Source organism: Brevibacterium oceani, from assembly GCF_017948325.1.
Lineage (GTDB): Bacteria > Actinomycetota > Actinomycetes > Actinomycetales > Brevibacteriaceae > Brevibacterium > Brevibacterium oceani.
This window is the reverse complement of sequence record NZ_CP072846.1, coordinates 1753108-1779173: the sequence shown is the minus strand read 5'-3', so window position 1 is coordinate 1779173 and position 26066 is coordinate 1753108. Positions and strand designations below refer to the sequence as shown.

Below are 26066 nucleotides of genomic sequence, written 5' to 3'. Positions count from 1 at the left end.
GCTCATTGTGCCTTCCGAGCTTCTTGGACGAGGAGCCAGATGAGGTAGATGCCGCCGATGCTCACGGTCACGACGCCGACGGGCAGTTGGATGTCGCCGAGCGCATGCTGGGCGATGAGGTCGGCTCCGACGAGCAGCAGCGCTCCGACTGCAGCCGAGGCGAGCAGGCTGGTGCCTTGTGACCGGGCGATCCGTCGGCCGATCTGTGGGGCCGCCAAAGCGACGAAGGCGATGGGGCCGGCCGCCGCGGTGACGACCGCGACCAGGGCGACGGCGACGAGGATGAGTGCGGCTCGCACCGGTTCGTTCCTCACGCCCAGGGCCTTCGCCGTGTCGTCTCCGAGTTCGAGGGTGTGGAGGTCACGGGCGAAGAGCCCGCACGCCAGTGCGAGAACGATCGTGACGATCGCGGCCGGAGTGATCGTCGACCAGCCCATGCCGTTGAGCGAACCTGCCCCCCAGGTCGCTGCGGCCATGGCCAGTTCGAGGTCGGCGCGCATGATCAGCCAGGTGTTGAAGGCGTTGAGCATCGCGGTCAGGGCGATGCCGACGATGATGAGCCGGAATCCCTGGACGCCGCCCTTCCAGGTCAGCAGGTAGACCACGGCGGCGGTGGCGATGCCGCCGATGATCGCACCGAAGGCGGTCGAGACGTAGCTGGACCCGAATACGATGATGGTTACGATTCCACCGGTGTAGGCACCGGTGGAGAAGCCGATGATGTCGGGGCTGCCGAGTGGGTTGCGGGTCAGTGACTGGAAGACGGCTCCCGAGACGCCGAGCCCGACGCCGAGAACGATGCCGGCGATGATGCGCGGGGCGCGCCATTCTCCGACGACGGTGTTGACGATGCGTCGGTCGGCCTGACCGAAGAGTCCTTGGAACACCTCCCCGGGGGTGAGGGAGAACTTGCCGAGCATGAGGCCGGCGAAGCCGCACGCCAAGGCCAGGAGCGCGACGATGCCGGCGGTCATGACCACGCGCATGTCGATGCGCTGACCGAAGATGCGCAGCATCGGCCGCCCGAAGTCGATCTTCTCTCCGGGCAGGACGGACCGATCGATGTTCATCGGGGTCGATTCGAGTCGGGTCGGTGCAGTCTTCACAGTCCGCTGGCCTTCTTTCGGCGTACGAGCGCAATCAGGACGGGGGCTCCGACGAAGGCCGTGACGACTCCGACCTGCAGCTCTCCGGGTTTCATCACCACACGCCCGATGACGTCGGAGGCCAGCAGGAGGATGGGCGAGAGGAGGACGGAGTATGCGAGGATCCACCGCTGATCGGGTCCGACGATCCAGCGGGCGATGTGCGGGATCATCAGTCCGATGAAGCCGATCGGGCCGGCCGCCGCGGTGGCGGCCCCGGCCAACAGCGTCACCGCGAGGATCGAGAGGACTCGGGTCCGGTTGACCGACGTGCCCAGGCTCGCGGCGAGGTCATCGCCGAGGGCGACGGCGTTGAGCGAATGGGCCAGAGCCAGGGCCAGCACGGTACCGACAGCGATGAAGGGCAACACTGCGGTGACCGCTTCGAAGTCACGACCGGCGATCGCACCCACGTCCCAGGACCGGAAGGAGTCGAAGGCTCGTTCGTTGGTCAGCAGGATCCCCTTCGTCAGTCCGGTCAGAACTGCGGCCATGGCCACGCCTGCCAGGGTCAGGCGGATCGGGTCGACGGTCCGGGTGGGTCCGGAGGACCCGATGATGTAGACGCCGACGGTGGTCAGCAGCGCACCGACGAAGGCGAACCAGATGTAGCCGTTGATCGAGGTGATGCCGAAGAAGCCGATGCCGATCGTCACGGCGAAGGAGGCACCGGCGTTGACACCGAGGATGCCGGGATCGGCCAGCGGATTGCGTGTCAGCGCCTGGATGAGGCCACCGGCCAGCCCCAATCCCATGCCGACGAGGATGCCCAGCACGGTTCGGGGCAGACGGAGTTCGAGGACGACGAGCTGATCATCGCTGCCGGTCGGTGCGAAGAAGGCGTCGAGCACCTCGCTCACAGGCATGTCCCTGGCGCCGATGGCCAGGGAGGCGAGCACCACGAGAACGAGCGCGAGCACTGCGGCGATGAGTCCCGTGGTGCGCTTGATCAGCAGAGCCCGACCGGAGGTGCGACCGGTATCCACGTCCTCCTTCGCCGAGGAAGGTGTGACGGATACGGTCATCGAGGTGGTCCTTTGAATGGCGGGCTAAGGTCAGGCTAACCACACTGTAGCTCACCGGACCATGTCAGCCAAGCGGAACCGAACTCACTCGCCTGTGATCTTGCCGATCCTTTCGGAGACCTGACGCTGGATGCGCGAGAGCATTCCGCTCATCCCCCGCAGTCTCAGGGGACTGACGATCTCGGACATCGACAGCCGAAGGGGCAGGTCGGCGGGAATGCCGAGGATCACCTCGGCGGTGGCTCCGTCGAGCCCTTCGTGGAGGATCCCGGCGAAGCCCCTGGTCGTCGGCGCCTCGGGCGGCGCGGAGAAGTGCAGGCGTACGATCGATCGGTCCCCCGCCTCGGCGTCGTCGACCTCGGTGACGAGGAAGATCGGCGATTGGCATTCGGGCACCGGTTCGAGCAGCTCGGGGTGATCGGCGTACCGCTCCGGCAGGTCCGGCAGGTCTGTGGCCAGTTCCAGCAGCAGCTGGAGTCGGTCATCGGCCGGAGTCTCGGCGAAGTCGGTGACGATCTCGGCCAGTGCCTCCGGCAGGTCGTCGGTCTTCGGTGAGTTGTCGGTCTCGGCAGCCATCAGCGTCCGGGCACCTCTCCGGGTTCGGAGCCGGTGACGATCGGCACGCCCACGACGTTGCCCCACTCGGTCCAGGATCCGTCGTAGTTGCGGACGTTGGAATAGCCCAGCAGGTGCTTGAGGACGAACCAGGTGTGGCTCGAGCGTTCGCCGATGCGGCAGTAGGCGATGACCTCGTCGCTTTCGCCCAGACCGGCCTCATCGGTGTAGAGGGCCTTGAGCTCGGCCGCCGTCTTGAACGTGCCGTCCTCGTTCGCGGCCTTGCCCCACGGCATCGACTTCGCTCCGGGGATGTGGCCGCCGCGCAGGGCGCCCTCCTCCGGGTAGGCCGGCATGTGGGTGCGTTCGCCGGAGTACTCCTCCGGGCTGCGCACGTCGATGAGCGGAAGGTCGCCGAGGCTGTCGCGGACCTCGGGCAGGAAGGCGCGGATGACCGAGTCGTCACGGTCGACGACAGGGTATTCGGTGGGCGTGGGCTGCGGCTTCTCCGTGGTCATCTCTCGGCCCTCGGCCTCCCACTTGGACCGGCCGCCGTCCATGAGGCGGACGTCTTCGTGGCCGAAGAGAGTGAAGACCCAGAGGGCGTATGCGGCCCACCAGTTCGACTTGTCGCCGTAGACGACGATGGTGTCCTCACGCGCGATGCCCTTGGCCGACATGAGTGCCGCGAAGCCTTCTCCGTCGACGTAGTCGCGGGTCACGGAGTCGTTGAGTTCGGTGTGCCAGTCGACCTTGACCGCTCCGGGGATGTGCCCGGTCTCGTAGAGCAGCACGTCCTCGTCGCTTTCGACGATGACGACTCCGGGATCACCGGCATGGTCAGCGACCCAATCGGTGCTGACCAGTCGTGCTCCGTCCGCATACTCGGCGAACTTCGGTGCGGGATCGGCCGGGATCGAAGTGCTCACGCATTCCTCCTGAGAGCTTGTGATTGTGACGTACTGTTCGGGGCAACGTCGGACCCATTCAGCATATTCCTTTTCACGACTCGCTGAGGACTCACGGCCTGCTGAGGAAGGCCGTCAGTGCAGAGACGAAGGCCTGCGGCTTCTCCGAATGCACCCAGTGCCCCGATCCCTTGACGGTGAGCAGAGTGGTGCGGGGGAAGAGGCTGCGCATCTGCGGCAGATCGTCGCGGCTGACGTAGTCCGATCTCTCCCCTGCCACCCACAGCACTGGGTGGTCGAAGACGGCGTCGCCCGTGTCCGGGAAGTCTCCGATGATGTCGAGGTTCGAATGCAGGAGTGTGAGGTTGGGCTGCCAGGCATACCCCGCCGAGGTGGGGCGCAGGTTCTGCAGCAGGAATCCCCTGACCGCGTCCTCGGGGATGGGCTCCCGCAGTGCGGCATCGGCGTCCGCGCGTGACTCCACCCGGTTGAGGTCGAGGGCGGCGAGGCTGGAGAGCAGATGGTCGAAGACCCCGGTGGAACCACCGGCATTCGGACCGATGTCGACGACGACGAGGCGGTCGACGAGTTCGGGGTGGCGCAGGGCTAGGATCATGGCGACCTTGCCGCCGAGGGAATGGCCGACCAGGTGCACCGGCTGATCATCGGTCTCGGTCGCCTCGGCGATATGGGCGGCGACAGCGTCGGCGAGGTCGACATAGTCGAAGGTCTCCGTCCATTCGGAGTCGCCGTGGTTGGGCAGGTCGACCAGCAGGCTCGAGAATTCGGGCTCGATCGCCTTGGCGATCTGCGTGAAATTCTTGCCGCGGCCGAACAATCCGTGGAGGAAGACGACGAGCCGACCTGTCTCGCCGATGCGTCTGCTGAAGATGGAGGTCACTCCTCCAGCCTATCTGCCAGCGGATCGGGCACGGGTAGGGTGAGGGCATGCACTTCTCCGAATATGACACCCGCCTTGCCGGTTATGCGGTGATCGTCAATGACGACAGCGAGATCCTGCTCAGCTGGTTCAACGGCGGCACCGACAACTCCCATGCAATCTGGACTCTGCCCGGCGGCGGCATCGAATACGACGAGTCGATCGAAGACGGGACGATCCGCGAGATCAAGGAAGAGACCGGTTTCGACGCACAGCTCGTGCGCCCGCTCACGACGCATTCGTTCACCGATGCCAGGCGCAATCCGTCGTTCGGCGAGTCCTCGGGGCGTCCGTTCAAGGGTGTGCGGGTCGTCTATGAGGCGCGGATCACCGGAGGCACGCTGGGCACGCTCGAGGTCGACGGGACGACGGACCGGGCCGAATGGCTCGCGATCGACTCGCTGACAGAGGTGCGGCACGCCCGCATCATCGATGTCGGTCTCGATGCGTGGCGTGCCGCTTCGTAGCACTCGTCGCGTGCCGGCATGCAGCCGGCTCAGTTACTTGACGATCTTCTCGAGTTCGTCGGGCAGGTGTTCGGCCGCGTACTTCGCCGAGAGGATGGAGTTGAGCGAGAATGCCATCCGCAGGTCATCCATCTTGTCGGTGAACACGAGGGAGCGACCGTCCTTGACTGCGGGGATCCGCTTGTAGCCCTCGTCCTTCGTCACGTCGGTGTCGGGGATGTAGATCGGGAACGTCAGCAGCACATCGGCATCGAGGGTCTTGAGGTTCTCCTCTGAGACCGGGACGGAGAATCCTTCGGCCTTGCTCTCATCGACATTCGGCGACTGCTTGAAGCCGAGCCGTTCCATGACCTGCACGCGGCTCGATGCCTCGACGTAGGCTCCCCAGCCGTCCGCGGTCTTCGCCGCGACCGTGGCGGTCTTGCCCTTGAACTCGGGATGGGCCTTCGCCGCATCCTTGAACGTCTGGTCGAGGTCGTCGAGCAGCTTCTGTCCATCATCGGGCTTGCCGAGAGCTTCCGAGACGAGTTCGACCTGCTGGTCCATCGTCGTCAGGTAGTTGTCTCCGCCTTCAGGTACGCCGACGGTCGGGGCGATCTCGGAGAGGCGATCGTAGCGCTTCTGCTCTCCCGAGCTGTTCGTGTCGAGGATGAGGTCGGGTTCGAGTGCGGCGATCTGCTCGTAGTCGGGTTCCATCGTCGCGATGATCTCCGGATCCTGGTCATAGAGATCCTCGGCCCAGGGGCCGACCCCCTTGCCGCCGAACTCCACCCAGTCTGAGGCGCCGACGGGCTGGACTCCGAGGGCCAAGGCGGTCTCGGCGTCACCCCATCCCACGGCCACGACCTTCTGCGGATCGGCGGGAACCTCGATCGCACCGAACTTGGTGTCGACCGTGGGGCCGGAGGCGGAGTCCGCCGAGTCCGATCCTCCCCCGCCGCATCCGGCGAGGACGAGAACGGAGGCGAACAGAGGGACAAGAATTCTGCGCATGGGATGGAGTCCTTCTTCGAGTATTAGGCGAGCCTAGCTTAACCCATAATCGCACTGGCGACTGCACAGGCGATTGCACGGGCGATTGAAGCGGGATCGCCCGCACACCGGAACTCCTGCGCCGTGCTTCAGGACGCCTTGATCTCCAGTCCTGCGACGTCCATCTCGTCCAGACCGACCATGCGTGAGCGGCTTCCCGTGACGACGCGGTGGATGAGCCACAGCAGCAGGAACGCCGGCAGGCCCGCATAGGCGCTGGCGACCTCGAGCAGCCGGCCGTTGACGATGGCCTGCACGTTCTGTCCGATGATGACGACGATGAGCATGATGAGTGCGATGACCGGGCCGATCGGGAACAGCGGCGCCCGGTAGGGCAGGTCGTCGATCGAATGCCCCTGACGCACGTAGGCGCGGCGGAATCGGAAGTGGCACCAGGCGATGCCGACCCAGACGATGAATCCGGAGAGTCCCGACACGTTCATCAGCCAGGTGTAGGCACCGCCGTCGCCCATCACTTCGGTGAGGAAGCCGAACAGACCGATGAAGGCGGTGGCCAGGAGGGCCATGACGGGGACTCCGCGTTCGTTGAGTCGGGCGAACAGCCTCGGCGCGGTGCCTTCCTTGGCCATGGCGTAGAGCATTCGGGTCGACGCATAGAGGCCGGAGTTCCCGGCAGAGAGGATGGCGGTGAGGATGACGGCGTTCATCACCCCGGCCGCCACGGCGATGCCGGCGCGTTCGAACACGAGGGTGAACGGTGAGGCGGTGACGTCTTCGTTGTTCGCCGAGGCCAGGAGCGACGGATCGGTGTAGGGCAGGAGGAAGCCGATGATGACGATGGCACCGATGTAGAAGAGCATGATGCGCCAGAACACCGTCCGGATCGCTCGCGGCATGTCCTTGCGGGGGTTCTCCGACTCTCCGGCGGTGACGCCGACGAGCTCGGTTCCCTGGAATGAGAATCCGGCGATCATGAACACGCTGATCACCGACATCCACCCGCCGGCGAAGGGGGCCTCACCGGCTGTCCAGTTGCTCAGCCCCGGTGAGTGTCCGCCGATGATGCCGACGATCATCAGCACCCCGAGGACGAGGAACGCCAGCACAGCGGTGACCTTGATCGCGGCGAACCAGAACTCGCCTTCGCCGAAAGCCTTGGCGGACAGGAGATTCAGCGTCCCGAGCAGGATGAGGAACACAGCCGCCCAGATCCACGACGGCACGTCGGGGAACCAGAAGGACATGATGACCCCTGCCGCCACCAGCTCCGCTGCCAGGGTGATCGCCCAGTTGAACCAGTAGTTCCAGCCCATGGCGAAGCCGAATGACGGGCTGACGTACTTCGTGCCGTAGGTGTGGAAGGACCCGGCCACAGGAAGGTGCGTCGACATCTCCCCCAGCGACTGCATGACGAAGAGGACCATGACGCCGATGGCTGCGTAGGCCAACAGAGCACCGCCCGGGCCGGCTTGGGAGATCGTCCCGCCGGAGCCGAGGAAGAGACCGGTGCCGATGGCTCCGCCGATCGCGATCATCTGCAGGTGCCGGGACTTCAGTCCGCGTCGCAGACGGCGTTCCTCGGTCGCCGAGGCGGTGGGTGTTCTCATGGTCGTCCTCGCTCGTGGATCGGCAGGTCCACGCACGAGGACCCGGGCCATTCCTACCACACGCTCGGTCGGCATGGACCGCCGTCGACTGCGAGTGGGACCAGGGTCACATCTGGTCGGTCACGCCTGCTCGGAGGAAACGGGAGCCTCTGTGTGCGGAGCCTGCGGCAGTCCGCGAGCGAGCTCCGGTCTGAGATCTGCGATGCCGCGGGCTCCCATGAGGCCCATGGCGGTGCGGATCTCCTGCCCGATGAGGTCGATCGCCTTCTCAACGCCCCGCTGCCCTCCGGCCATGAGGCCGTAGAGATAGGCACGGCCGATGAGCACGAAGTCAGCTCCGGCGCACAGGGCGGCGACGACATCGGTGCCGGACATGATTCCGGAGTCGACGATGAGCTCCATCTCCGGTCCCACCTCGGCGCGGACCTCGACCAGTGACGTCAGCGAGTCGGGGGCACGGTCGAGCTGCCGGCCGCCGTGGTTGGAGATCACGAGCCCGTCGGCGCCCACCGACCGGGCGCGCCTGGCATCGTCAGCGGTGAGGATGCCCTTGACGAAGAGCTTCCCCTTCCACTGCTCACGGATCCATCGGAGGTCCTCGAGGTCGAGGGTGGGGTCGAACATCGTCGCGGTCATCTCGGCAAGAGACTGCGAGGTGTTCGACAGTGAGGCGTACTTCGGCGGTTCGGTGGTGAGGAAGTTGAACCACCAGCCGGGCCTGTAGGAAGCGTCGAGAACCGTTTTGAGAGTGAGTTTCGGCGGGATGGACAGTCCGTTGCGGTGGTCACGCAGTCGCAGCCCGGTGATCGGGGTATCGACAGTGACGAGCAGCGTCTCGTAGCCGCTGTCCTGGGCTCGCCGCAGCAGGTCGAGGCTGCGCTGTCGGTCCTTCCACAGGTAGAGCTGGAACCATCGGGTCGAATCGGGAGCCGCCTGCGCGACGTCTTCGACGGAGGTCGTTCCCATCGTCGACAGTGAGAACGGGATGCCGGCCTTCGCGGCCGCACGCACTCCTGCGACTTCGCCTTCGGCGTGCATCATCCTGGTGTACCCGGTCGGAGCGATGCCGAAGGGCAGTCGTGTCCTGGCCCCGGCGATGGTCGTCGAGGTATCGGGGGCATCCACACCGTGGAGGATGCGCGGCAACAGCACCACCTCGGCGAACGCGCCACGGTTCTTGGCCAGGGTCCGCTCGTCCAGTGCGGCACCGTCGACGTAGTCGAAGGGCGCTTTCGGTGTCAGGCGCTTGGCGATTCTGCGCAGGTCCCAGATGTCGGCCGCGGTATCGAGTCGCGCTGCCACTCGGTCGAGCTTCGGCAGACCGAACTGCAGGAGTGGGGCCAGTTCTCTCACATCGGGCAGCTGCCGTTTCATGACTCTCCTCAGGTTCGAAGTCGACTCTCCACGGAACCCAGGCATCCACGACTGAGGCGAGCGCCCGATTGTCCGTTGGCCAGAGTCTAACGAAGCCATTATGACGGTCTCAGGTGGGATCAGCATCGGAGATATTCCCACTTATACTTTCAAGTGGGAATATCGTCGACGAGGAGTCGCGTGCTCTCACACGGCAGGAGTCTCCCTCAGGACTTATCGAGGTAGGCAAGGACCGCTGCGACCCGTCGGCTCGTCGTCTCGCCGGCGTGCAGTCCGAGTTTGTCGAAGATCGCGCTGATCGCCTTCTCCACGGCGCTGACGGAGACATAGAGCCGTTCGGCGATGCCCCGGTTCGACAGGCCCTCGGCCATCGCTTCGAGCACTTCGCTCTCCCGCGGTGTCAGCGACGATAAGGTGTTCTGCTTCTCCGAGGTGCTCAGCAGCTGTCTGACGACCTCGGGGTCGATGACGGTCCCTCCTTCGGCGATGCGGTTGACCGAGTCGAGGAACCGGTCGATATCGGTCACCCGGTTCTTCAGCAGGTAGCCCACGCCGACCGATTCGGTGCTCAGCAGCTCTGTCGCATACTCCCGCAGCACGTACTGGCTGAGCACGAGCACACCGATGTCGGGGAAGCGATGTTTGATCGCCAGGGCCGCCTGCAGGCCTTCCGTGGTGTGGGTCGGAGGCATCCGGACATCGACGATCGCGAGGTTCGGTCGCAGCGCTTCGACGGCCGCAAGCAGTTCGGTCCCGTCCCCGACGCTGGCCACAACGCTGATGCCTTCGTCCTCGAGCAGACTGCGCACGCCTTCTCGCAGCAGGACGGCGTCGTCGGCGAGGACGACGCGCAGGGGCGCCTCCTTGGTGCTTTCGGTCATGGCTTCCTCTCTGGTTCGCCGGAGGGGACCGGCAGTCCGTGCGGTATTCGAGCGCTGATCATGGTTCCCCCACCGTCTGGCGAACCGACAGTGAGGCTGCCGTCGAGGGCGCCGACTCGCCGGACGAGGCCCTGCAGTCCGCTGCCGTTCGGATCGGCCCGACCGTTGCCGTCGTCGACGACCTCGGTGCACAGCGCCCGGCCGTCGTCGACGACCGTGACCGTGATCGATGCCGCCTCGGCGTGCTTGACGACATTCGTCACCGCTTCTCGGATGACGAAGTACGTGGCCGATTCCATCGCAGCCGGAAACCTCCGCTCGGGTACCGCGGCCAGCGTCAGCGGCACCGGGCACCGGGCGGCGATCCGCTCGAGCACGGGGCCCAGTCCGCGTTCGTCCAGGGCCGTGGGGTAGACCCGCCACGCGACTTCGCGCATCTCATCGATGAGGTCCTGGGACTGCGCGAGCGCGTCATCGAGCAGACTCTGCGTCTTCACCGGGTCGCTTGCCCGCTGGGCACGAGCGATGAGCACGGAGAGGGACACAACGTTCTGCTGCACTCCGTCGTGGAGGTCACGTTCGATCCGCCGCCGTTCGTCATCGATGGCCAGGACCACTCCCCTCCGGGTGGTCAGCAGCTCCGTGATCCGGGTGTGCAGGGCGAAAGGTCGAGCCACCTCGGCGAAGTTCGCATCGATGCGACCGTGCATCCAGTTCGCCGCTTCGGCGATCGCTATCGCCCCGATGAGGTTCGCCGCCCCATAGAGGACCCCGACGAAAAGGGTGGGCTGGGAGATCGTCCACATGTCGAAGCCGATGTCGACGGCGCCGCCGATGAACAGCCCCTGGATCAGGGAGCCGAGGGTCACGACGAGGAATCCGCCGAGCAGGTTGAGTGTCGGGATGACGGCCACACCGGCGATGAGGCCGTTGAACAGGAGAAAGCGTCGCTGCTGCGGCGGATCTGAGAGGACGAGACCGAAGCCGCGGGAATGTCGGGCCAGCTCCCAGCCGCGGACCCGGACGGCGAATCTCGAGGCCGGAGAGAAGACCGCAGCGACGAGCAGCGGCAGGAACAGCAGTCCGCCCCACAACACTCCGAGCAGCGAATGGACCCACCGGGTGGCGAGCATGCGCGATTCGCGGGGAATGCGCGCAGTCAGTGAACTCGGCCAGGGCATGGATCGATCGTAGCAACGCGCCACCCGGGCTCACAGGGGTCAGACCGCAGACTCCACTTCCGGTTTTCCGCAGAGGTGTCCCCGGTCGTTCGTCAGCGTCGTGCGCTCGACCGCATACCCCCACCTCGGCGAAGTCCCTAGCGTGGATGAGTATGGATCTCGCATTCGAGCTGCTCTCCACCGTCCTCACCTCGCCGTGGGTCTACCTGCTCATTGCCGTCGCCGCGAGCCTCGATTCTCTGGTGCCCGTCGTCCCTTCGGAGACGCTGCTCATCAGCGCTGCCGCCTTCGCCGCTTCCGGGGTGCCTTATCCGGCCGGTCTCGTGCTCGCCGCCGCAATCGGGGCTATGGTCGGGGACCTGGCCGCTCACCTGGTCGGTCGCTTCGTCCGATCGCGAATGCAACGGATACGACTGCGGCGAGTGCGGCTGTCCAAGCACGCCTCGGGGATCGTCGAGTCCGCCCGGTCCGTCTTCGCTCGCCGGGGTTGCTCTGCCCTCATCGCCGGTCGATTCATCCCCGGGGGTCGGACCGTCACCACTGTCGGTTCGGGGATGCTCGGTTTCTCCCTGCGCGGCTTTCTCCTCTGGGACGGACTCGGAAGTCTGGCCTGGGCCCTCTATTCGACGGGGATCGGCCTGTTCGGCGGCACGGCGTTCGACGATCAGCCGCTGCTCGGCGTCGCCGTCGGCATCGGCATCGCGCTGTCCACCGCTGCCGCGGGAGAAGTGTTCCGACGTCTCCGTCGCAGCGGAACTCGACGGGTCGCGGTCCGACAGGTCAGGGCGCGCCGGTCCACGGCCCGGGTCGACGCGCCCCGGAACCGAAATGGCATCATGGAGACGATGTCGAATACGCATGTCTGGTATGTCAGCTACGGATCGAACATGGCCCGCGATCGCCTCGCCTGCTACCTGCAGGGCGGTCGGCCACCGGGTGCGCATGTGACCTATCCGGGTGCCAGGGACGGGACCCTGCCCGGTGAGGAGGCCGGAGTCGAACTGCCCGGCCGCATCTACTTCGCCGGTGAGTCGAAGGTGTGGGGAGGTGGGATGGCCTTCTACGACCACACCTTGACCGGGCCGACCCCGGCGAAGGCGTATCTCATCAGTGCCGAACAGTTCGCCGATGTCGCGGCGCAGGAGATGCACCGCCGACCGTCACCCGGCGGCCCGCTGGAGACCCTCGTCTTCGACCTGCCCGTCGGTGCCTCGCATTCCGTCGGCCCCGGCGGCTACGAGACGCTGCTCGTCGTCGACGACGTCGACGGCGTGCCCATGGTCACCTTCACCGCCGCTCACGGTTCGGGCGAGGTCGAGCACACTCAGCCCAGCGAACCGTACCTGGCGATGCTGCGCACCGGCACTGCTGAGGTCAGGGACGCCGCAGCGCTTCTCCGGCCCGCAGCTGCACAAGCGTGAGATCGAGCAGCGGAGTGTCCACTCCCAGGTCCCGGGCCTTGCGCGACAGATCACCGAGGATGTGCTCGGCTTCGCTGGGCAGACCGGCAGTGACGTCCCGGTAGAGGGACGAGGTGAATGACGAGCCCTCGCCGGTGAGCATCGAGACGGTGGCGGCATGGGACTTCTCGGATACCGCGTGACCGGCTGCTGCGGCGACCGCCTCGAGTTCGTCGATGATGCGCAGCACATGATCGTGACCGCCGGCTGACATGATCGCTCCGACCGGAGCCCGGAACAGGCAGGTGACGACTCCGGCGGCGGCGATGAAGATCCACTTCTCCCACAGCCCGTCCGTGATGTCGTCGATGACCTGGAGTCGGAAACCGGGCACGTCGAGGACGGCGGCGACGTCGGTGGGGACCTCTCCCTCGCTGAGGTCGCCGATCGTCATCACGGCCATGTCCGTGAGCTGGTGGACCGCATCGCCGTCGATGGTGCCGACGATTTTGACGAGTCCGCCGAGCACCTGCCCGGGGTAGTCGGCCTGCAGCCGATCGATCTGGGCCATCCCATTGAGGAACGGGATGATCCTCGTCCCCTCTCCGACGGCAGGACGGATGTCGGTGAGGACAGACTCGAGGCCGCCCGCCTTGACCGCCACAAGCACGAGGTCGTAGGTGCGCGCACCCTCGGCGAGCTCTGAGGCGGTGACGACCTCGACGGTGTTCGTCCGGTCGTTGCCCGGTGAGACGAAACGCAGACCCTCGGCGCGGATCCGCTGCGCCTTCGCCTCCCGCAGCAGGAACGTCACATCGCGACCGGCTTCGAGCAGATAGGAGCCGAATGCCCCACCCGTGGCTCCGGCCCCGGCGATGAGGATGCTCGGCCTGCGCGAGGCCAGCTCGTTCGCGCCCTGTTCGTCCGCACCCGTGCCGGTGCTGCCCTCGATGATCTCACTCATCCCAATTCCTCCTTGAGTTCCCGTGCGGCCGCAGCGGGATCGCCAGCCGAGGTTATCGCACGCACCACCACGGTGCGCGTGGCGCCCGCCTGACGGATCTCGTCGAGGCGCGACCCGACGGCGATGCCGCCGATGGCGAACCATGGGGTGCGCGCCGTGGCGGCCACCGTGCCGAGCAGGCCCGTGCCGACGGCAGCGCGGCCGGGTTTCGTCGGCGTCTCCCACACGGGGCCGACGCAGAAGTAGTCGGTCTCCGGGTCCGCGTCGGCGGCGAGCGCCTGCTCGTGCGAATGGGTGGAGCGACCGAGGATGACGTCGGGTCCGAGGACGGCGCGCGCCTGAGCGCTGGTGAGGTCGCCTTGTCCGACGTGGAAGACGTCGGCGCCGGTCAGCAGGGCGATGTCGGCACGGTCGTTGACCGAGAAGAGCTTCCCGTGCCGGGCCGCGGTGGCCTTGAGCACTTCGAGGGCTGTGATCTCGGCCCTGGCTTCGAGGGTCTTGTCGCGCAGCTGGATGATGTCGACTCCCCCGGCATATGCGGCGTCGAGGAACTCGGGCAGATCGCCTTGGGCGGTCCTGGCGTCGGTGCACAGGTACAGGCGCGCTTCGGCCAACCGGGCGTCCCGCCAGGCTCTTCTCGATTCGGAGCCTGAAGGGTGCGGTGGAATATCGGAGGTCATGGTCATAGAGTAGAGGAGTTCGCGGGAGCCTCCCAACGAGGCTGAGAGGGCGTAAGAGCCGACCGTCAGACCTGATGCGGATCATGCCGCCGGAGGGAGAATCCATGCATGTCATCGTCGTGGGCGCCGGAATCATCGGCCTGTCGACAGCGTGGCATCTGCGCCGCCTCGGTGCCGGTGTCACCATCATCGATCCCGTTCCCGGGCAGGGAGCCACGCATGCCGCTGCGGGGATGCTCGCCCCCGCCGCCGAGGTGGTCTGGGGTCAGTCTCCCCTGTACCCGCTGATGCGCGCGTCGGCGCAGATGTATCCGTCGTTCGCCGCTGAGGTGGCGAGCGCCGCGGGTGCCGATCTCGGGCTCACGGACTCGGGGACCCTGGTGTGTGCCGGGGATCGTGCCGATCTGCAGGCTCTGCGCGAGCTGCGCACCGCGCAGACCGCCGCCGGTTTCACCACCGAACTCATCACCGGGTCCCGCGCCAGGGAGCTCGAACCGACACTGTCACCGTCGGTGGCCGGTGCCGTGCGCATCCCCGACGACCAGTCCATCGACCCCCGACGGGTGACGGCCGCCCTGCTGTCCGTCGTGTCGGCCACGACCGTCCGCCGACAGGTCACCCGGCTCATCCGTCGAGACGGAATCACCGTGGGCGTCGGGTTCTCCGGCGGCGACGAACTCACAGCCGATCAGGTCATCATCACCGCCGGCGCCGAGGCGGACTCGATCACCGGGATGCCGTCTCTGCCGCTGCGGAAGGTGTGGGGTGATGTTCTGCGTCTGCGATCGCCGGCCGCACTCACACCTCTGCTGCACGGCACGGTCCGCGGACTCGTCAACGGCCGGCCGGTCTACATCGTCGCCCGCGAGGACGGGGAGCTCGTGCTCGGGGCGAGTTCCCGGGAGGACGGTCGGGAAGGCACCGATGCCGGAGCCGTCCACCGGCTCCTCCAGGACGGTCAGCGCCTCGTCCCCGGCATCCTCGACTGCGAGATCACCGACATCACCACGCGTGCCCGCCCCGGTTCGCCCGATGACCTGCCCATCGTCGGTCGCATCGATGACGGCTGCCTCGTCAGCACCGGGTACTTCCGGCACGGCATCCTGCTGGCCCCACTCGGCGGACGGCTCGGTGCCGAACTGGCCGTGGGACTCACCCCCGACTGGCTGCCCGCGGGAGCACTCGATTCCGTCTCCCCTGGGCGGTTCTCTGCCGACCAGCACTCTGCCGAACCGTCCGCTGACGGATCGTCCGCTGTCTCATCCGTCCTCCACCCAACGCCCCTGCACAGGAGCACACTATGACCGACACTGCCCACGCACCGACCATCGTCGTCAACGGCGAGGAACGAGAACTGGGAGGACCAGCCTCGGTGCTCGACCTCGTCGCGGTGACCACCGGACGCGACCTCCGTGCCGACGGAACACCGGCCGACGGGGGCCGCCTGGGCATCGCCGTGGCCGTCGACGGAGAGGTCGTCCGCCGCGGCCGCTGGGCCGATTTCGCATTGGCCGACGGGCACACCGTCGACATCGTCACCGCTGTGCAGGGAGGCTGACATGACCTGGACGATCGATGGTGTGGACCTCAACTCACGCCTGGTCATGGGCACGGGTGGGGCGAGCTCGCTGAGCATCCTCGAAGACGCGCTGCTGGCCTCGGGCACCGAACTGACGACGGTGGCGATGCGTCGCTTCGACGCGGCGTCCCGTGAGTCGGTGTTCACCCTGCTGCAGCGCCTGGGGATCCGCATCCTGCCCAACACGGCCGGGTGCTATACCGCTCGGGATGCCGTGCTCACCGCGCGGCTGGCGCGAGAGGCGCTCGAGACGAACTGGGTGAAGCTCGAGGTCATCGCCGACGAAGACACTCTGCTGCCCGATCCGGTCGAACTCTTCCGCGCCGCCGAGGAACTCGTCCTCGACGGGTTCACTGTCTTTGCGTACACGAATGACGACCCGGCCATGGCCAAACGACTCGAGGACGCGGGCGTGGCGGCGGTGATGCCGGCCGGCGCCCCGATCGGCAGCGGCCTGGGCATACTCAACCCGCACAACATCGAGACCATCGTCAGCCGGGCGGGAGTGCCGATCATCCTCGATGCGGGTGTCGGCACGGCTTCCGATGCCGCCCTGGCCATGGAGCTCGGCTGCAGCGCCGTCCTGCTGGCTTCGGCCGTGACCCGTGCCCACGATGCGACAGCGATGGCGCGGGCGATGGCTCTGGCCGTGGAATCCGGGCATCTGGCCGCGGGTGCGGGTCGGATCCCGAAGCGGTCTCTGGCCCTGGCATCGTCGACCTTCGACGGAATGGTCGCAGCGCAGTGACCGGCGTTGGGCTGACTCCTCTGGTCGAACCGGTCGAGGCACTGAGCCGCGAGGAGATCGAACGCTACGCCCGACACCTCAGCCTGCCGGGCATCGGACTCGAGGGTCAACGGCGGCTGCGGGCCGCCTCGGTGCTGGTCATCGGGGCCGGTGGCCTCGGGTCACCGGTGCTCAGCTATCTGGCCGCCGCGGGGATCGGATCCCTGACGGTCATCGATGACGATGTGGTCGAATCGTCGAACCTCCAACGCCAGATCATCCACCGCGACGCCGACGTGGCCCGGCCGAAGGTCGACTCGGCGGCCGCGGCTCTGCACCGGCTCGATCCGACGCTGCACGTGCGTCCGATTGCGGGCCGGCTGACCCCGGACAACGCTCTCGAACTCTTCGCATCCCACGACGTCGTCATCGACGGGGCCGACAACTTCGCCACCCGGTATCTGTCCAATGATGCCGCTGAACTCACCGGTACCCCGCTGGTGTGGGGCACGATCTTCCGGTTCGCCGGGCAGGTGAGCACGTTCGTGCCCGGGCACGGACCGATGCTGCGCGACCTGTTTCCCGACATCCCGGAAGCCGATTCGGTGCCCAACTGCGCCGAGGGCGGTGTGTTCGGGGTGCTGTGCGGGACTGTGGGGTCGGCCATGGCCACCGAGGCGATCAAGCTCATCTGCGGCATCGGCGAACCGTTCATCGGCAGGCTGCTGCGCTACGACGCTCTGGCCGGGGAGTATTCGACGCTGCGGTTCTCCTCCGATCCCGACCGGCCAGCGGTGACCGACCTCGCCGAGGTGGCCGCCGCGTGTGCGGCGACCGCTTCGTCCGGTGTGGGTTCCGGGGTCGAAGAGATCGAACCGACCGAGCTGGTCGACTCCCGTGAGCAGGTGATGCTGGTCGATGTGCGTGAGGATTGGGAACGGGAGTCGTCCTCGATTCCCGGCTCCGTCCATGTGCCTCTGGCGCTCATCCGCGACCGGGGGTGGAATGCGCTGAGCGGAGTGATCGACGGCGAGGCGCATGATCACGTTACCGTGAACGACCTCGTCATCCACTGCAAGGCGGGGGCCCGCTCAGCAGAGGCCGTCGGGATCCTCGCCGGCACGGCCCCGGCAGGGGTGCGACTGCGCTCGCTTGCCGGCGGCATCGATGCCTGGGCGACTCAGGTCTGAACCTGAGCTGAACAGGCCTCGGTGCCGAGTCAGGCAGCTTCGTGTTTGAAATCGGTCCAGCTCGGACATCCTCGGCGCCGGGTCATGCATGATCGGCGATCGGTCATGGGTGAGGTGTCGGATCGGTCAGTCTCGCCGCGAGACCGCGCTCACCGGCTCGCATCACGATCGCATGCATGAGGCTCGCGACAGGTCGAAGGATTCTGATCATCGTCCTCGTCGGAGTCACACACCAATGGGAGTCGACGCGGGTGGTCCCCTCGTGCTCGCTCAAGGTCCACACGCCTTCGCCGCGCAGATCACCGTCGACACGGAGCGCGACCCGATTCGGAGCCTGCAGGGCATCGACCTCGATGGTGAATCGCAGCGGCATCCCGATGGGTGTGCGCACGACGATCTGCGCTCGACTGCCCGATCGCAGCTGGTTCCCGACGGGTTCGGCCGCGGCAAGTCCCGGCCACCACTGCGGCCACTCATCCACCCGTTCGAGAACGGCCCAGACAGTGTCGACGTCGGCGTCCAAGCTCCACCGGTCGTCGAAGTGGAAGGGTGATGATTCGCCTCGCCGAGGTGTCACATGTTCGTGGCTCATGGTACGACGGTAGTGTGAAAGACGTGAGTGAGAACAGCAGAGTCAGCAACCGTCGTCCCTCCCCCTTGGGCGGTCGCAAACCGACGAAGGACGATCTCGCAGCTTTCGCGACCGACGATCCGAACGCGATCGACGATATTCTGCCCATCGATTCTGCCGGGCTGAGGCTGCTCATCGTCGGCATCAACCCGGGTCTGTGGACCGCGGCGGTCAATGCACCGTTCGCCCGTCCCGGCAACCGGTTCTGGCCGTCCCTGTTCGAGGCGGGACTGACCGACCACCTCGTCGATGCCTCCCGTGGACTCGACCAGGCCGATGAACAGCAGCTTCTGAGTCGCGGCATCGGTCTGACCAACCTCGTCGGACGTGCCACGGTCCGCGCCGATGAGCTGTCCCGACAGGAGCTGCGCGATGCTGCCGCCCATCTCATCGAGCGGCTTGCCGACATTCGACCGCGCGCCGTCGCGATCGCCGGCATCACCTCGTTTCGGACCGGTTTCGCACTGCCGAAGGCACAGTTCGGTCGACAGGACACGTCGCTCATCGCAGGGTGGCCGGGCTCGGTGGCCCTGCATGTGGTGCCTCAGCCCAGCGGCCTCAACGCGCACTACCAGGTTGCCGACCTCGCCAGGATCTGGCGTGAGGTGTGGGAGAGCATCGACGATTGACGCGTATCGTCCCACGGGAATCGACACGTCAATGTGCGTGGGCTCAGTCAGCTCAGGAACGGTGGGGAACGCCTCCCGGCTCATCGGGATCCGAGATGTTCCCGAATCCCGGTGAGCAGCAGCTCCTCCACCGGACTCAACGGCTCGAAATCGGCGTCGTAGACATCGACGCTGACGGTCGTCCGCCCGAGCCTCAGCGGTGGGGGCTGCTCGGCTCTGCGGAGGTACCGCCACGGCAGGTGGATCTGCCACTGCTGGTCGCCGACGTTGTCGCCGTCGGCACCCGAGACTTCACCCGATGCGGGCGCACTGGACCTCGGCGCCGTAGCTGCAGGTGTGCCTTCTCCGGCCGTGGCGACCGGTAGTGCCGGGCCGGATTCCACATCCGGTGGAGTCCCTTCGCCCCCGTCCGCCGGTGTCGTCGTCTCTCCGACCTCTACGGTCGGTGGTGGTGTTCCAGGCTCAGTGGCTGGTGGGTCGGTCGATGGTGGGTCGGATCCGACCGCTGGGTTCGGCGGACCAGTTCCCGCCGACGTCCCCGGCGGACCAGTTCCCACCGGGATCCCCGGCGGACCGGTTCCCGCCGGAATCCCCGGCGGCGCCGCCGTCTCGCCGACGACCTCACCGTGGGCCAAGCCCGGGTCGGGCTCACTGATCGGTTTCGTCCGCGAACGGTACCGGTGCCCCGTAGGCGTGACCACTTCAAGCGCATCCGGGGTGACATTGTGGCGCCACCCCGAGAGTTCCTTCGCGTAGTTGCAGGCCGCGCACAGACCGGAGGAGTTCTCCCAGTCGGTGTCTCCGCCGGAAGCGAAGGAGACCACGTGATCGGCCTGCTTGATCGGAGCTTCGCACCACGGCGAGCGGCACACATCGTCACGCAGGACGACCATACGCCGAAGCAGGCCGGAGAACTCCCTGCGACGAGAATCCATCCGCACCAACTGCCCATCCTCAGGCCGCGTATACAGGCGACGCAAGAACACCGCAGCATCGTTCTCCGCCACGAAGTCACGCGCCACCTGGGCCGGAATCGGACCGACCCCAGGAAACCATGCAGACTCCTCCCCTGGTTCGAACAGGCTGCTGGCCTGCATGATCAGGTGGACCTCGGTCGGCACTGCCGCAGCGGATTCCTGCCCGGTCACACGTTCGACCAAAAGGTCCGCAGCGATCTGGCCCTGCGACCGGCCGCCGGCATCGCCGGTGGCGATGACGGACTGCGCCGACTTCGTCAGGTTCGCAAAGGCAGCGACCGCCTCCGGCATCGGCAACAGCGCAGTCAGATAAGCCATATTGCCAGGCGCAGGGCGCACACTCACCGAACGCTCCTCGACACAACGCTCCAGGTGGTCGACCGCGGCCCGCTGGTCAAGCCTCTGAGCCAACGCCCGCACTTCGTTTCCCAGGCGCCTGACACCCACCTCAGGGAGACGTTCGGCCATGCGCTCGTCAAGCTCCTGCCGCTTCTCCCGCGGCAGCCAGCCGGACTCCTTAGCCACGACCCGCGCCTTCTCCTCGGAGATGTCACCGCCCTTCATCGCCTGATAGGTCTTGGGCAGGTCCATCAGCAGAGTGCGGGAGAACTTCAGCAGGGCGGCACCCCGGGAACGCGAGACCTTCCTCGCCAAAGCCACCTCGGCGCCGAGGCCGCGTCCCTGCTTCTTGCTGGCCACACCGTCCTCGGCTTCGCGGTTGCGGCGAAGCATATCGAACGTCAAGGTCTCACGCGCCTGCGCCGCCGCGCTCGCAGAGTTCAGTTCCTCGAGCGCAGTGATGCGATCGATGGCCTCTTCCTCGGTCGTCGCCGGGGGCATTTCGGACAGGCTGCGACGCCACCGATGAATCTCGGTGAGAACGTCCGGAACCTGCTCTGCTTCCATACCCACAACACTAAACGTCGGCACTGACACAAGATTCCGGGCGAGTGTACCTCCAGGTCAGAGCATAATCGTGAGGTCAGAACCGACTGCGCAATTTCAGGAAGGCTTGCGCTGCGAGGGCAGAACCAGCACCACACAGGCAGAATGCGACAGTCCCAGCACCGGCTATGCCTGAGAACTGCTGACGGCTGACATTGTGGCGCAGCCCCGGTTGAAGTGTTCTCGACAGCGGGCGACATAGGCGTCGAGACCACCGACGTGGCTGGCATCGATGACGGTGGCGGCAGGACTCGGTGAGTCCTCGTCCGAGGACACCTTCGGTGCCACTGCAGCGCCCGATCCGCGCTCCGAGTCCCTCAGCCGCTGGTGGAAGACGGCGTCGCGGCCGCAGATCGTGCATACCGCGGTGAGCCTGAGCACCTCTTCGGCCACGGCCATGAGGCTCGGCAGAGGTTCGAAGGGTTCTCCGTCGAAGGTCACACAGAGTCCTTCGACGATGACGTCGACTCCTCGGTGCAGGAGCTCATCGACGGTGGGGATGAGATCGGGGCCGAAGAACTGGGCCTCGTCGATGGCGACGAGATCGTAGTCTGCGGAGCGGACAGCCTCGGCGAGGGAATCCACATCAGGCAGCGGCACCGCAGGGATGTTCGCCCCGACGTGGGAGGTGATCGTCGAGATCGACGACCGGGTGTCGAGCGAATGGGACACGACGAGGACGGTGATCCCGGCGATGGTCGCCCGCCGCACCCGACGCATGAGCTCCTCGGACTTTCCGGAGAACATCGGTCCGGCGATGACAGTGAGGCGGCCGGTGTCAGTCAAGGCAGAATTCGTTGTCTTCGGGATCGGTCATGACGATGAAACCGTGCTCCATCGGTGGATCGGGTTCGACTCGTCTCAGCCGGCTTGCTCCCAGCTGTGCCAGGCGAACACATTCGGCCTCCAGTGCCTCCATCCGTTCCTCACCGTCGAGACCGGGTGCCGCTCGGACGTCGAGATGGATCCGGTTCTTCACCGTTTTGCCTTCAGGGACGGCCTGGAAGAACAGTCGGGGCCCGACGCCTCCGGGATCCTCGATGGCCGCGCGCATATCCTCTGGCCCCAGTTCGATGCCGAGGTCTGAAAAGAAGTTCTTCCACGCGTCGAACGGATCATCGTCATCGGCGAGTTCGACACCGGGTGGCCCCGGAATGATGTAACCGAGCGCTGACGCCCAGAATCTCGCGACCGTCTCCGGGTCGCGGCAGTCGAATGTCACCTGAAAGGTTCTGCTCATCTCAGTCTCTCCTCTGCCTCTACTGTCCGGCCCTGCCGTCGATGCATTCGCGCAGCAGGTCGGGATGCCCGCAGTGTCGAGCGTATTCTTCGATCCGGTGGACCTGCAGCTCGCGCACGGCGATGCCCACTCGGCCCAGATGGGTGCCCAGATCCTCGTGCCTGTCGACCACTGCGTCGGTGGCCGTCTGCTCCTGTTCGAGCCTGTCGAATGCCTCTGTGATCAGGGGGCCCTCGATGTCCTCGCCGTCAGACCGTGCTCCGTTGTTGTGCGCCGCGCCGGACCGCGCTGTTCCGAACTGCGACGCACCCGCCTGCGAGGTGTTGGACTGGGCTGCACCCGCCTGCAAGGTGTTGTTGGACTGGGCCGCGCCGGGCTGTGACGCGAGCCTGCTGAGGTCGAACGCCGTATCCAGTCCACCGTAGATCGCTGGTTCCGGATCACCGTCGGAGATCCAGTTGCGCCAGTCCCTCTCGACCTCTGTCATATGCCGGACGAGGCCGAGCAGAGACATCGCCGACGGTGGAACGGAGAGCGTCATCATCTGGTCGAGTGTGAGTCCACGGCATTTCATCGCCAGGGTCAGTCGGTAGTCGTGGATGTAGTCGAGCAGTGTCGCCGACTCACCGTCGGGGCTCAGGCCCTCGGTGTTTCGCGGGTCGTCTGCGGGATCGCCCCACATGTCGGGGTAGACGGTGGCGAGGGTCCATCGCTGAGGTGGGGTGGACATAGGTGGAATTCTGCTCTCATCCGTCCCCGAATACCAGGGGTGTGCCCGGATCTCCGGTGATCACACAGCCAAAGGCTCGTCGAGGGAGAAGAGACTCGGAACCTCCTGCCTGACCTGATTCCCAAGGGCAGATGCCCCACCGAAGAGTCCTTCGACGGCGTCCACGGTCCGCAGCACCCGATCGCGTGAGATCGGGGGCATGAGCTCCCCGTCCTTGAGGTAGCCCTTGAGTGAGCCGACGGCCGCCGACCTCAGACCGAGGCGACCGGCGATCAGCCACGTGATGCATTCGGTTTCGAAGCGCACCTGAGCCTGATCAAGCGCAGGCTCGCTGGCAGCGATGCCGTGGTCGGGACGGTCCCCGCGATGACCGGCGAAGACGAGGGCGAGCTCTTCGATGAGGTGTATGAGCATGACGGTGGGGCTGCGCGTCGTCGGCAGCGTCTCGGGCAGCAGGTCCTGTCCGCGCAGATCCGCGATCACCGTGTCGACGCCGGCCCACGTCGGTGCACGGTTCGCGGTGTCCGGCCCCTCCGCCTCGGCGGAAGCCAGCGCCCCTGCGGTGCCGGCGGCTGTCGGATCCGAGGCCGAGGTGACCGTCGACTTCCCAGTCCCGGCGGCCGCCTCCGGAGTCCCGGCGGCTGCCTCCGGGCCCGATCGGGCGAGCATCGCCGCGTCGAAGGCAGCGAACTGCGGGCACCGGCGCACCCAGACGAGCAGCCCGTCCCACGGCAGGAGTGAGCTGCGCTCGAGCGGTTCGCTGTAGAGAGCGTCGAAGGAATACCGGTTGTCGTCCATATGCTCAATCTAGGTCGCGCCCCTGACACGAGATCTGCCAGTGCCCGGACCTGCACGCAGCATCGGCTGAGAAGTAGGCTCGAATTGCAAGGACTGCAGCGGGATTCGACCGAGGTCCCGGTGATCCGGTGCCCGGGTGAAGGGAATCCGCCGAGGGAAGAGGAGAGTCACATGGCTGAGAACAAGCGCGACATCCACCTGCGCATCGGGTCGGAAGAGCTCGTCATCCGGCAGCGCTACCAGGTGCTCAGCATCGCCAATGACGTGCTCATCGGTGTGTGGTTCCTCATCGGCAGCTTCATGTTCTTCTCCGAGGCCCTGATGGCCACCGGCACCTGGCTGTTCGTCATCGGCAGTGTGGAGATGCTCATCCGCCCGGTCATCCGCCTCATCCGGCATCTCCATCTGCAGCGGTTCCGCGGCGGTGCCGTCACCGCGGACTCGAGCTACGATTTCTGAGCCGAGAGGCCCGATCGATTCTCACGACGAGGTGGGCGGCAAGTGCGATCGCGCCCATCGTCGGAGGACCGAGCCGCCAATCGGAGGCGGTCAGCGGTCTGCCGAGTTCAGCGAGTTCCCGTCGGGCGAACGCGGCTCCCGGCCACATGATCGGCAGGGCCGTGAGCACCCCTGAGGTGTACCGGCGAGCCGCCACCGCCGAGAGCAGATGAGTGAACACATGAGCTTCGAGGCCGGCGACGGAGGCTCGGTAGAACCGTGACGCGCCACGGGTTCTCGCTCCTCGGACTCCGGCGACGGCGAGCGCGGCTCCCACCAGGCCGATCGCGGACAAACTCTGCTTGGTGGTCATCCGCAGGGCGTCGATTCCAGTGAGGTCGGCCAGGTGGTCAGCCGTGGCTGGAAAGGTCAGCGCCTCCTCCGCATCATGAAGAGCCCAGGAGGCGAAGAGCACCAGTGGTCCGCGCATTGCGATCCCTTCCGACGACGGTTCTCACACCCATTGCATCACACGACCGCATCAGTGACGTTACCTCTTCAACGCGAGTGCACTCGCCCATCGGCGAGGTGCAGGCGACGGTGGGACGATTCCGCGGCCCACCGCGGGTCGTGGGTCGTCGCGAGGACCGCACCGCCTCGGCGCAGGACGCGATCGATGATGGCGGTGAGTCGGTTCATCCCCGCCTGATCACGCCCGATCGTGGGTTCGTCGAGAAGCAGAACGTCGGCACCTGTGATCAGGGCCGAAGCGATGACGAGATCCTTCCGCCGGGGGCCGTCGAGGTCGAACGGGTGTTCCTCGTCGACCGCCGCCAGATCGACCTCGTGCAGCACCGAGTCGACGATGCGGCGACGGTCGTCGAGAACCTGGGTCCGTTCCCGCCGCCGGTGGCGCGGCAGCGGGGCCGCATGCATGAGTTCGGACCGCACGGTCGCCGCCGAGAGCTGAATGCCCGGATCCTGCCCCACCCAGCCCAAGTGGGCGCTGCGTGCGTGAGCGGGCATGTCCAACAGATTGGTTCCTTCGCCGAGGCGGCTCATCGTGACCGTGCCCGTGCAGTCGCCGGACCGACCGAGGAGTCCGATGAGTCCGCGCAGCAGAGTCGATTTCCCCGCTCCGTTGGCACCGGTGAGCGTGGTCAGTTCGCCGGGATGCAGATCGACGTCGACACCGTCGAGAACGGTTCTGTCTGCACGATGCACGCTCAGGCTCCTCACGCTGAGCACCGGGTCGGCCCTCGGAGGTTCGGCCGCCGCGGTCGTACTCAGCACCGGGTCGGCGGTCGTCGATGCGGACGACTGACTCCCCGTCATCGACGCGCTTCGTGACTGGGCCGCATGTTCTGGGCGGGTGTCCCAGACTCCCTGCGCTCGAGCCGACTGTGCCAGCCTGACACCGTCAGCGCTCTCCTGGGCCAACCCGTCGCCTGCTCTGAGGAAGCGCACCTCGTCGCAGGCGACGGTGAGCTCGTCGATCCGATGGCCGGTGATGAGCGCTGATCCTCCACGCTCGCAGTTCTCACGGAGAAGGCCCGCCAGGCGTCGACGCATATCGGGATCGAGCGACTGTGAGGGCTGGTCGAGGATGAGCAGATCGGGATCCAGTGACGCGATCCTCGACAGTGCCACCAATTGGCGCTGACCACCGGAGAGGGTGTCGAGGCGCCGGTTCCACAGATCGTCGATCCCAAGGTTGGCCAGCACATCGTGTGCCCGGGCCTCGGCAGCGGCGGGAGCGATACCGCGCAGCCGGCATGCCAGCTGGGTCTCGTCGGCGACTCGGCTGGTCAGTCCGCTCAGTTGGGCTTCCGGATCGTCACCGAGGAAGCCGACCGTGCCGGTGACGTCGACGCGACCGGTCGTGGTTCCTCGGGTCTCGAGCAGACCGGCCAGGGCCCGGCTGAGGGTCGATGTGCCCGAGCCGACGGGGCCGAGCACTGCGGTCATCGACCCGGCAGGCAATTCGAGGTCGACATCGGTCAGGACTCGGCTGTCTTCGCCGGCATAGGTGAAGCCGAAGCCTCTCATGTTCGCCGTCATC

The 26066-nt window shown here is 66.5% G+C and carries 28 protein-coding genes and 1 riboswitch; of the genes, 8 read left to right on the top strand and 20 right to left on the bottom strand.

Features of this window, described 5'->3' with window-relative positions:
• Positions 1 to 2: 2 nt before the first annotated feature.
• The 5 genes from J9314_RS07830 to J9314_RS07810 all read right to left on the bottom strand — a co-directional run bounded on the left by J9314_RS07830 (position 3) and on the right by J9314_RS07810 (position 4534).
• Positions 3 to 1070, bottom strand: coding sequence for a FecCD family ABC transporter permease (locus J9314_RS07830; RefSeq protein WP_210605584.1), 1068 nt, complete (start codon positions 1068 to 1070; stop codon positions 3 to 5).
• Between the two features lie 32 nt (positions 1071 to 1102).
• Positions 1103 to 2170 carry an iron chelate uptake ABC transporter family permease subunit gene (locus J9314_RS07825; RefSeq protein ID WP_210605222.1) on the bottom strand — a complete coding sequence of 356 codons (1068 nt, stop codon included), beginning with the start codon at positions 2168 to 2170 and terminating at the stop codon, positions 1103 to 1105.
• An 84-nt stretch (positions 2171 to 2254) separates the two neighbouring features.
• On the bottom strand, positions 2255 to 2746 hold the full coding sequence (locus J9314_RS07820; protein WP_210605221.1) for a SufE family protein: 492 nt from the start codon (positions 2744 to 2746) through the stop codon (positions 2255 to 2257).
• The gene (locus J9314_RS07815; protein WP_210605220.1) at positions 2746 to 3654 is read right to left on the bottom strand and encodes a sulfurtransferase; all 909 of its coding nucleotides are present in this window, start codon (positions 3652 to 3654) and stop codon (positions 2746 to 2748) included. The genes J9314_RS07820 and J9314_RS07815 overlap by 1 nt, the downstream gene beginning before the upstream one ends.
• Positions 3655 to 3745: 91 nt before the next feature.
• Positions 3746 to 4534 (bottom strand): alpha/beta fold hydrolase, encoded by a 789-nt coding sequence (locus J9314_RS07810; protein WP_210605219.1) that lies wholly within the window; start codon positions 4532 to 4534, stop codon positions 3746 to 3748.
• A 47-nt stretch (positions 4535 to 4581) separates the two neighbouring features.
• Here J9314_RS07810 and J9314_RS07805 point away from each other — a divergent pair, with 47 nt between their 5' ends.
• A complete protein-coding gene (locus tag J9314_RS07805; protein ID WP_210605218.1) occupies positions 4582 to 5040 on the top strand; it encodes an NUDIX hydrolase in 459 nt (152 codons plus the stop codon).
• 33 nt (positions 5041 to 5073) lie between these two features.
• Here J9314_RS07805 and J9314_RS07800 read toward each other — a convergent pair whose 3' ends face one another.
• The 5 genes from J9314_RS07800 to J9314_RS07780 all read right to left on the bottom strand — a co-directional run bounded on the left by J9314_RS07800 (position 5074) and on the right by J9314_RS07780 (position 11076).
• Positions 5074 to 6033, bottom strand: a complete 960-nt coding sequence (locus J9314_RS07800; protein ID WP_210605217.1) for an iron-siderophore ABC transporter substrate-binding protein — start codon at positions 6031 to 6033, stop codon at positions 5074 to 5076.
• Positions 6034 to 6161: 128 nt separating this feature from the next.
• Entirely contained in the window at positions 6162 to 7640 is a 1479-nt protein-coding gene (locus J9314_RS07795; protein WP_210605216.1) for an amino acid permease, read from the bottom strand.
• Positions 7641 to 7760: 120 nt separating this feature from the next.
• A complete protein-coding gene (locus J9314_RS07790) occupies positions 7761 to 9014 on the bottom strand; it encodes an alpha-hydroxy acid oxidase (RefSeq protein ID WP_210605215.1) in 1254 nt (417 codons plus the stop codon).
• Between the two features lie 206 nt (positions 9015 to 9220).
• Positions 9221 to 9895, bottom strand: a complete 675-nt coding sequence (locus tag J9314_RS07785; RefSeq protein WP_246490672.1) for a response regulator transcription factor — start codon at positions 9893 to 9895, stop codon at positions 9221 to 9223.
• Positions 9892 to 11076 (bottom strand): sensor histidine kinase, encoded by a 1185-nt coding sequence (locus J9314_RS07780; protein ID WP_210605214.1) that lies wholly within the window; start codon positions 11074 to 11076, stop codon positions 9892 to 9894. Before J9314_RS07780 ends, J9314_RS07785 begins: the two co-directional genes overlap by 4 nt.
• Before the next feature lie 152 nt (positions 11077 to 11228).
• Here J9314_RS07780 and J9314_RS07775 point away from each other — a divergent pair, with 152 nt between their 5' ends.
• Entirely contained in the window at positions 11229 to 12497 is a 1269-nt protein-coding gene (locus J9314_RS07775; RefSeq protein ID WP_210605213.1) for a DedA family protein, read from the top strand.
• On the opposite strand, the gene J9314_RS07770 is transcribed toward J9314_RS07775, so the two are convergent.
• Together J9314_RS07770 and thiE are read right to left on the bottom strand one after the other, a co-directional pair.
• Positions 12451 to 13440, bottom strand: coding sequence for a ketopantoate reductase family protein (locus J9314_RS07770; RefSeq protein WP_210605212.1), 990 nt, complete (start codon positions 13438 to 13440; stop codon positions 12451 to 12453). The genes J9314_RS07775 and J9314_RS07770 overlap by 47 nt on opposite strands.
• Complete coding sequence (thiE, locus tag J9314_RS07765) at positions 13437 to 14120, bottom strand: thiamine phosphate synthase (protein WP_210605211.1); 684 nt, start codon at positions 14118 to 14120, stop codon at positions 13437 to 13439. The genes J9314_RS07770 and thiE overlap by 4 nt, the downstream gene beginning before the upstream one ends.
• 11 nt (positions 14121 to 14131) lie before the next feature.
• Positions 14132 to 14235: riboswitch (TPP riboswitch) on the top strand.
• Here thiE and thiO point away from each other — a divergent pair.
• The 4 genes from thiO to moeB all read left to right on the top strand — a co-directional run bounded on the left by thiO (position 14225) and on the right by moeB (position 17616).
• On the top strand, positions 14225 to 15424 hold the full coding sequence (gene thiO / locus J9314_RS07760; RefSeq protein ID WP_210605210.1) for a glycine oxidase ThiO: 1200 nt from the start codon (positions 14225 to 14227) through the stop codon (positions 15422 to 15424). (Overlaps the previous riboswitch by 11 nt.)
• On the top strand, positions 15421 to 15678 hold the full coding sequence (gene thiS / locus J9314_RS07755; protein ID WP_210605209.1) for a sulfur carrier protein ThiS: 258 nt from the start codon (positions 15421 to 15423) through the stop codon (positions 15676 to 15678). Before thiO ends, thiS begins: the two co-directional genes overlap by 4 nt.
• Position 15679: 1 nt before the next feature.
• Positions 15680 to 16447, top strand: coding sequence for a thiazole synthase (locus tag J9314_RS07750; protein ID WP_210605208.1), 768 nt, complete (start codon positions 15680 to 15682; stop codon positions 16445 to 16447).
• On the top strand, positions 16444 to 17616 hold the full coding sequence (moeB, locus tag J9314_RS07745) for a molybdopterin-synthase adenylyltransferase MoeB (protein ID WP_210605207.1): 1173 nt from the start codon (positions 16444 to 16446) through the stop codon (positions 17614 to 17616). Before J9314_RS07750 ends, moeB begins: the two co-directional genes overlap by 4 nt.
• A gap of 103 nt (positions 17617 to 17719) precedes the next feature.
• Here the strand turns inward: moeB and J9314_RS07740 are convergent, their stop codons facing one another.
• A complete protein-coding gene (locus J9314_RS07740; RefSeq protein WP_210605206.1) occupies positions 17720 to 18208 on the bottom strand; it encodes an SRPBCC family protein in 489 nt (162 codons plus the stop codon).
• Between the two features lie 23 nt (positions 18209 to 18231).
• Here J9314_RS07740 and J9314_RS07735 point away from each other — a divergent pair, with 23 nt between their 5' ends.
• Positions 18232 to 18876, top strand: a complete 645-nt coding sequence (locus J9314_RS07735; protein ID WP_246490671.1) for a mismatch-specific DNA-glycosylase — start codon at positions 18232 to 18234, stop codon at positions 18874 to 18876.
• 80 nt (positions 18877 to 18956) lie between these two features.
• Here the strand turns inward: J9314_RS07735 and J9314_RS07730 are convergent, their stop codons facing one another.
• The 5 genes from J9314_RS07730 to J9314_RS07710 all read right to left on the bottom strand — a co-directional run bounded on the left by J9314_RS07730 (position 18957) and on the right by J9314_RS07710 (position 23566).
• The gene (locus J9314_RS07730) at positions 18957 to 20759 is read right to left on the bottom strand and encodes an HNH endonuclease signature motif containing protein (RefSeq protein WP_246490670.1); all 1803 of its coding nucleotides are present in this window, start codon (positions 20757 to 20759) and stop codon (positions 18957 to 18959) included.
• Positions 20760 to 20924: 165 nt separating this feature from the next.
• Entirely contained in the window at positions 20925 to 21545 is a 621-nt protein-coding gene (locus J9314_RS07725) for a thymidine kinase (protein ID WP_210605583.1), read from the bottom strand.
• A 31-nt stretch (positions 21546 to 21576) separates the two neighbouring features.
• Complete coding sequence (locus J9314_RS07720; RefSeq protein WP_210605204.1) at positions 21577 to 22038, bottom strand: VOC family protein; 462 nt, start codon at positions 22036 to 22038, stop codon at positions 21577 to 21579.
• Positions 22039 to 22057: 19 nt separating this feature from the next.
• A complete protein-coding gene (locus tag J9314_RS19150) occupies positions 22058 to 22768 on the bottom strand; it encodes a mycothiol transferase (protein ID WP_246490669.1) in 711 nt (236 codons plus the stop codon).
• Positions 22769 to 22828: 60 nt separating this feature from the next.
• The gene (locus tag J9314_RS07710) at positions 22829 to 23566 is read right to left on the bottom strand and encodes a hypothetical protein (protein WP_210605203.1); all 738 of its coding nucleotides are present in this window, start codon (positions 23564 to 23566) and stop codon (positions 22829 to 22831) included.
• A gap of 171 nt (positions 23567 to 23737) precedes the next feature.
• Here J9314_RS07710 and J9314_RS07705 point away from each other — a divergent pair, with 171 nt between their 5' ends.
• Positions 23738 to 24025 (top strand): YrhK family protein, encoded by a 288-nt coding sequence (locus J9314_RS07705; RefSeq protein WP_210605202.1) that lies wholly within the window; start codon positions 23738 to 23740, stop codon positions 24023 to 24025.
• Here J9314_RS07705 and J9314_RS07700 read toward each other — a convergent pair.
• Both J9314_RS07700 and J9314_RS07695 read right to left on the bottom strand, forming a co-directional pair.
• Positions 23997 to 24494, bottom strand: coding sequence for an HXXEE domain-containing protein (locus tag J9314_RS07700; RefSeq protein ID WP_210605201.1), 498 nt, complete (start codon positions 24492 to 24494; stop codon positions 23997 to 23999). The genes J9314_RS07705 and J9314_RS07700 overlap by 29 nt on opposite strands.
• Before the next feature lie 68 nt (positions 24495 to 24562).
• Positions 24563 to 26065 (bottom strand): ATP-binding cassette domain-containing protein, encoded by a 1503-nt coding sequence (locus J9314_RS07695; protein ID WP_210605200.1) that lies wholly within the window; start codon positions 26063 to 26065, stop codon positions 24563 to 24565.
• Position 26066 lies beyond the last annotated feature (1 nt).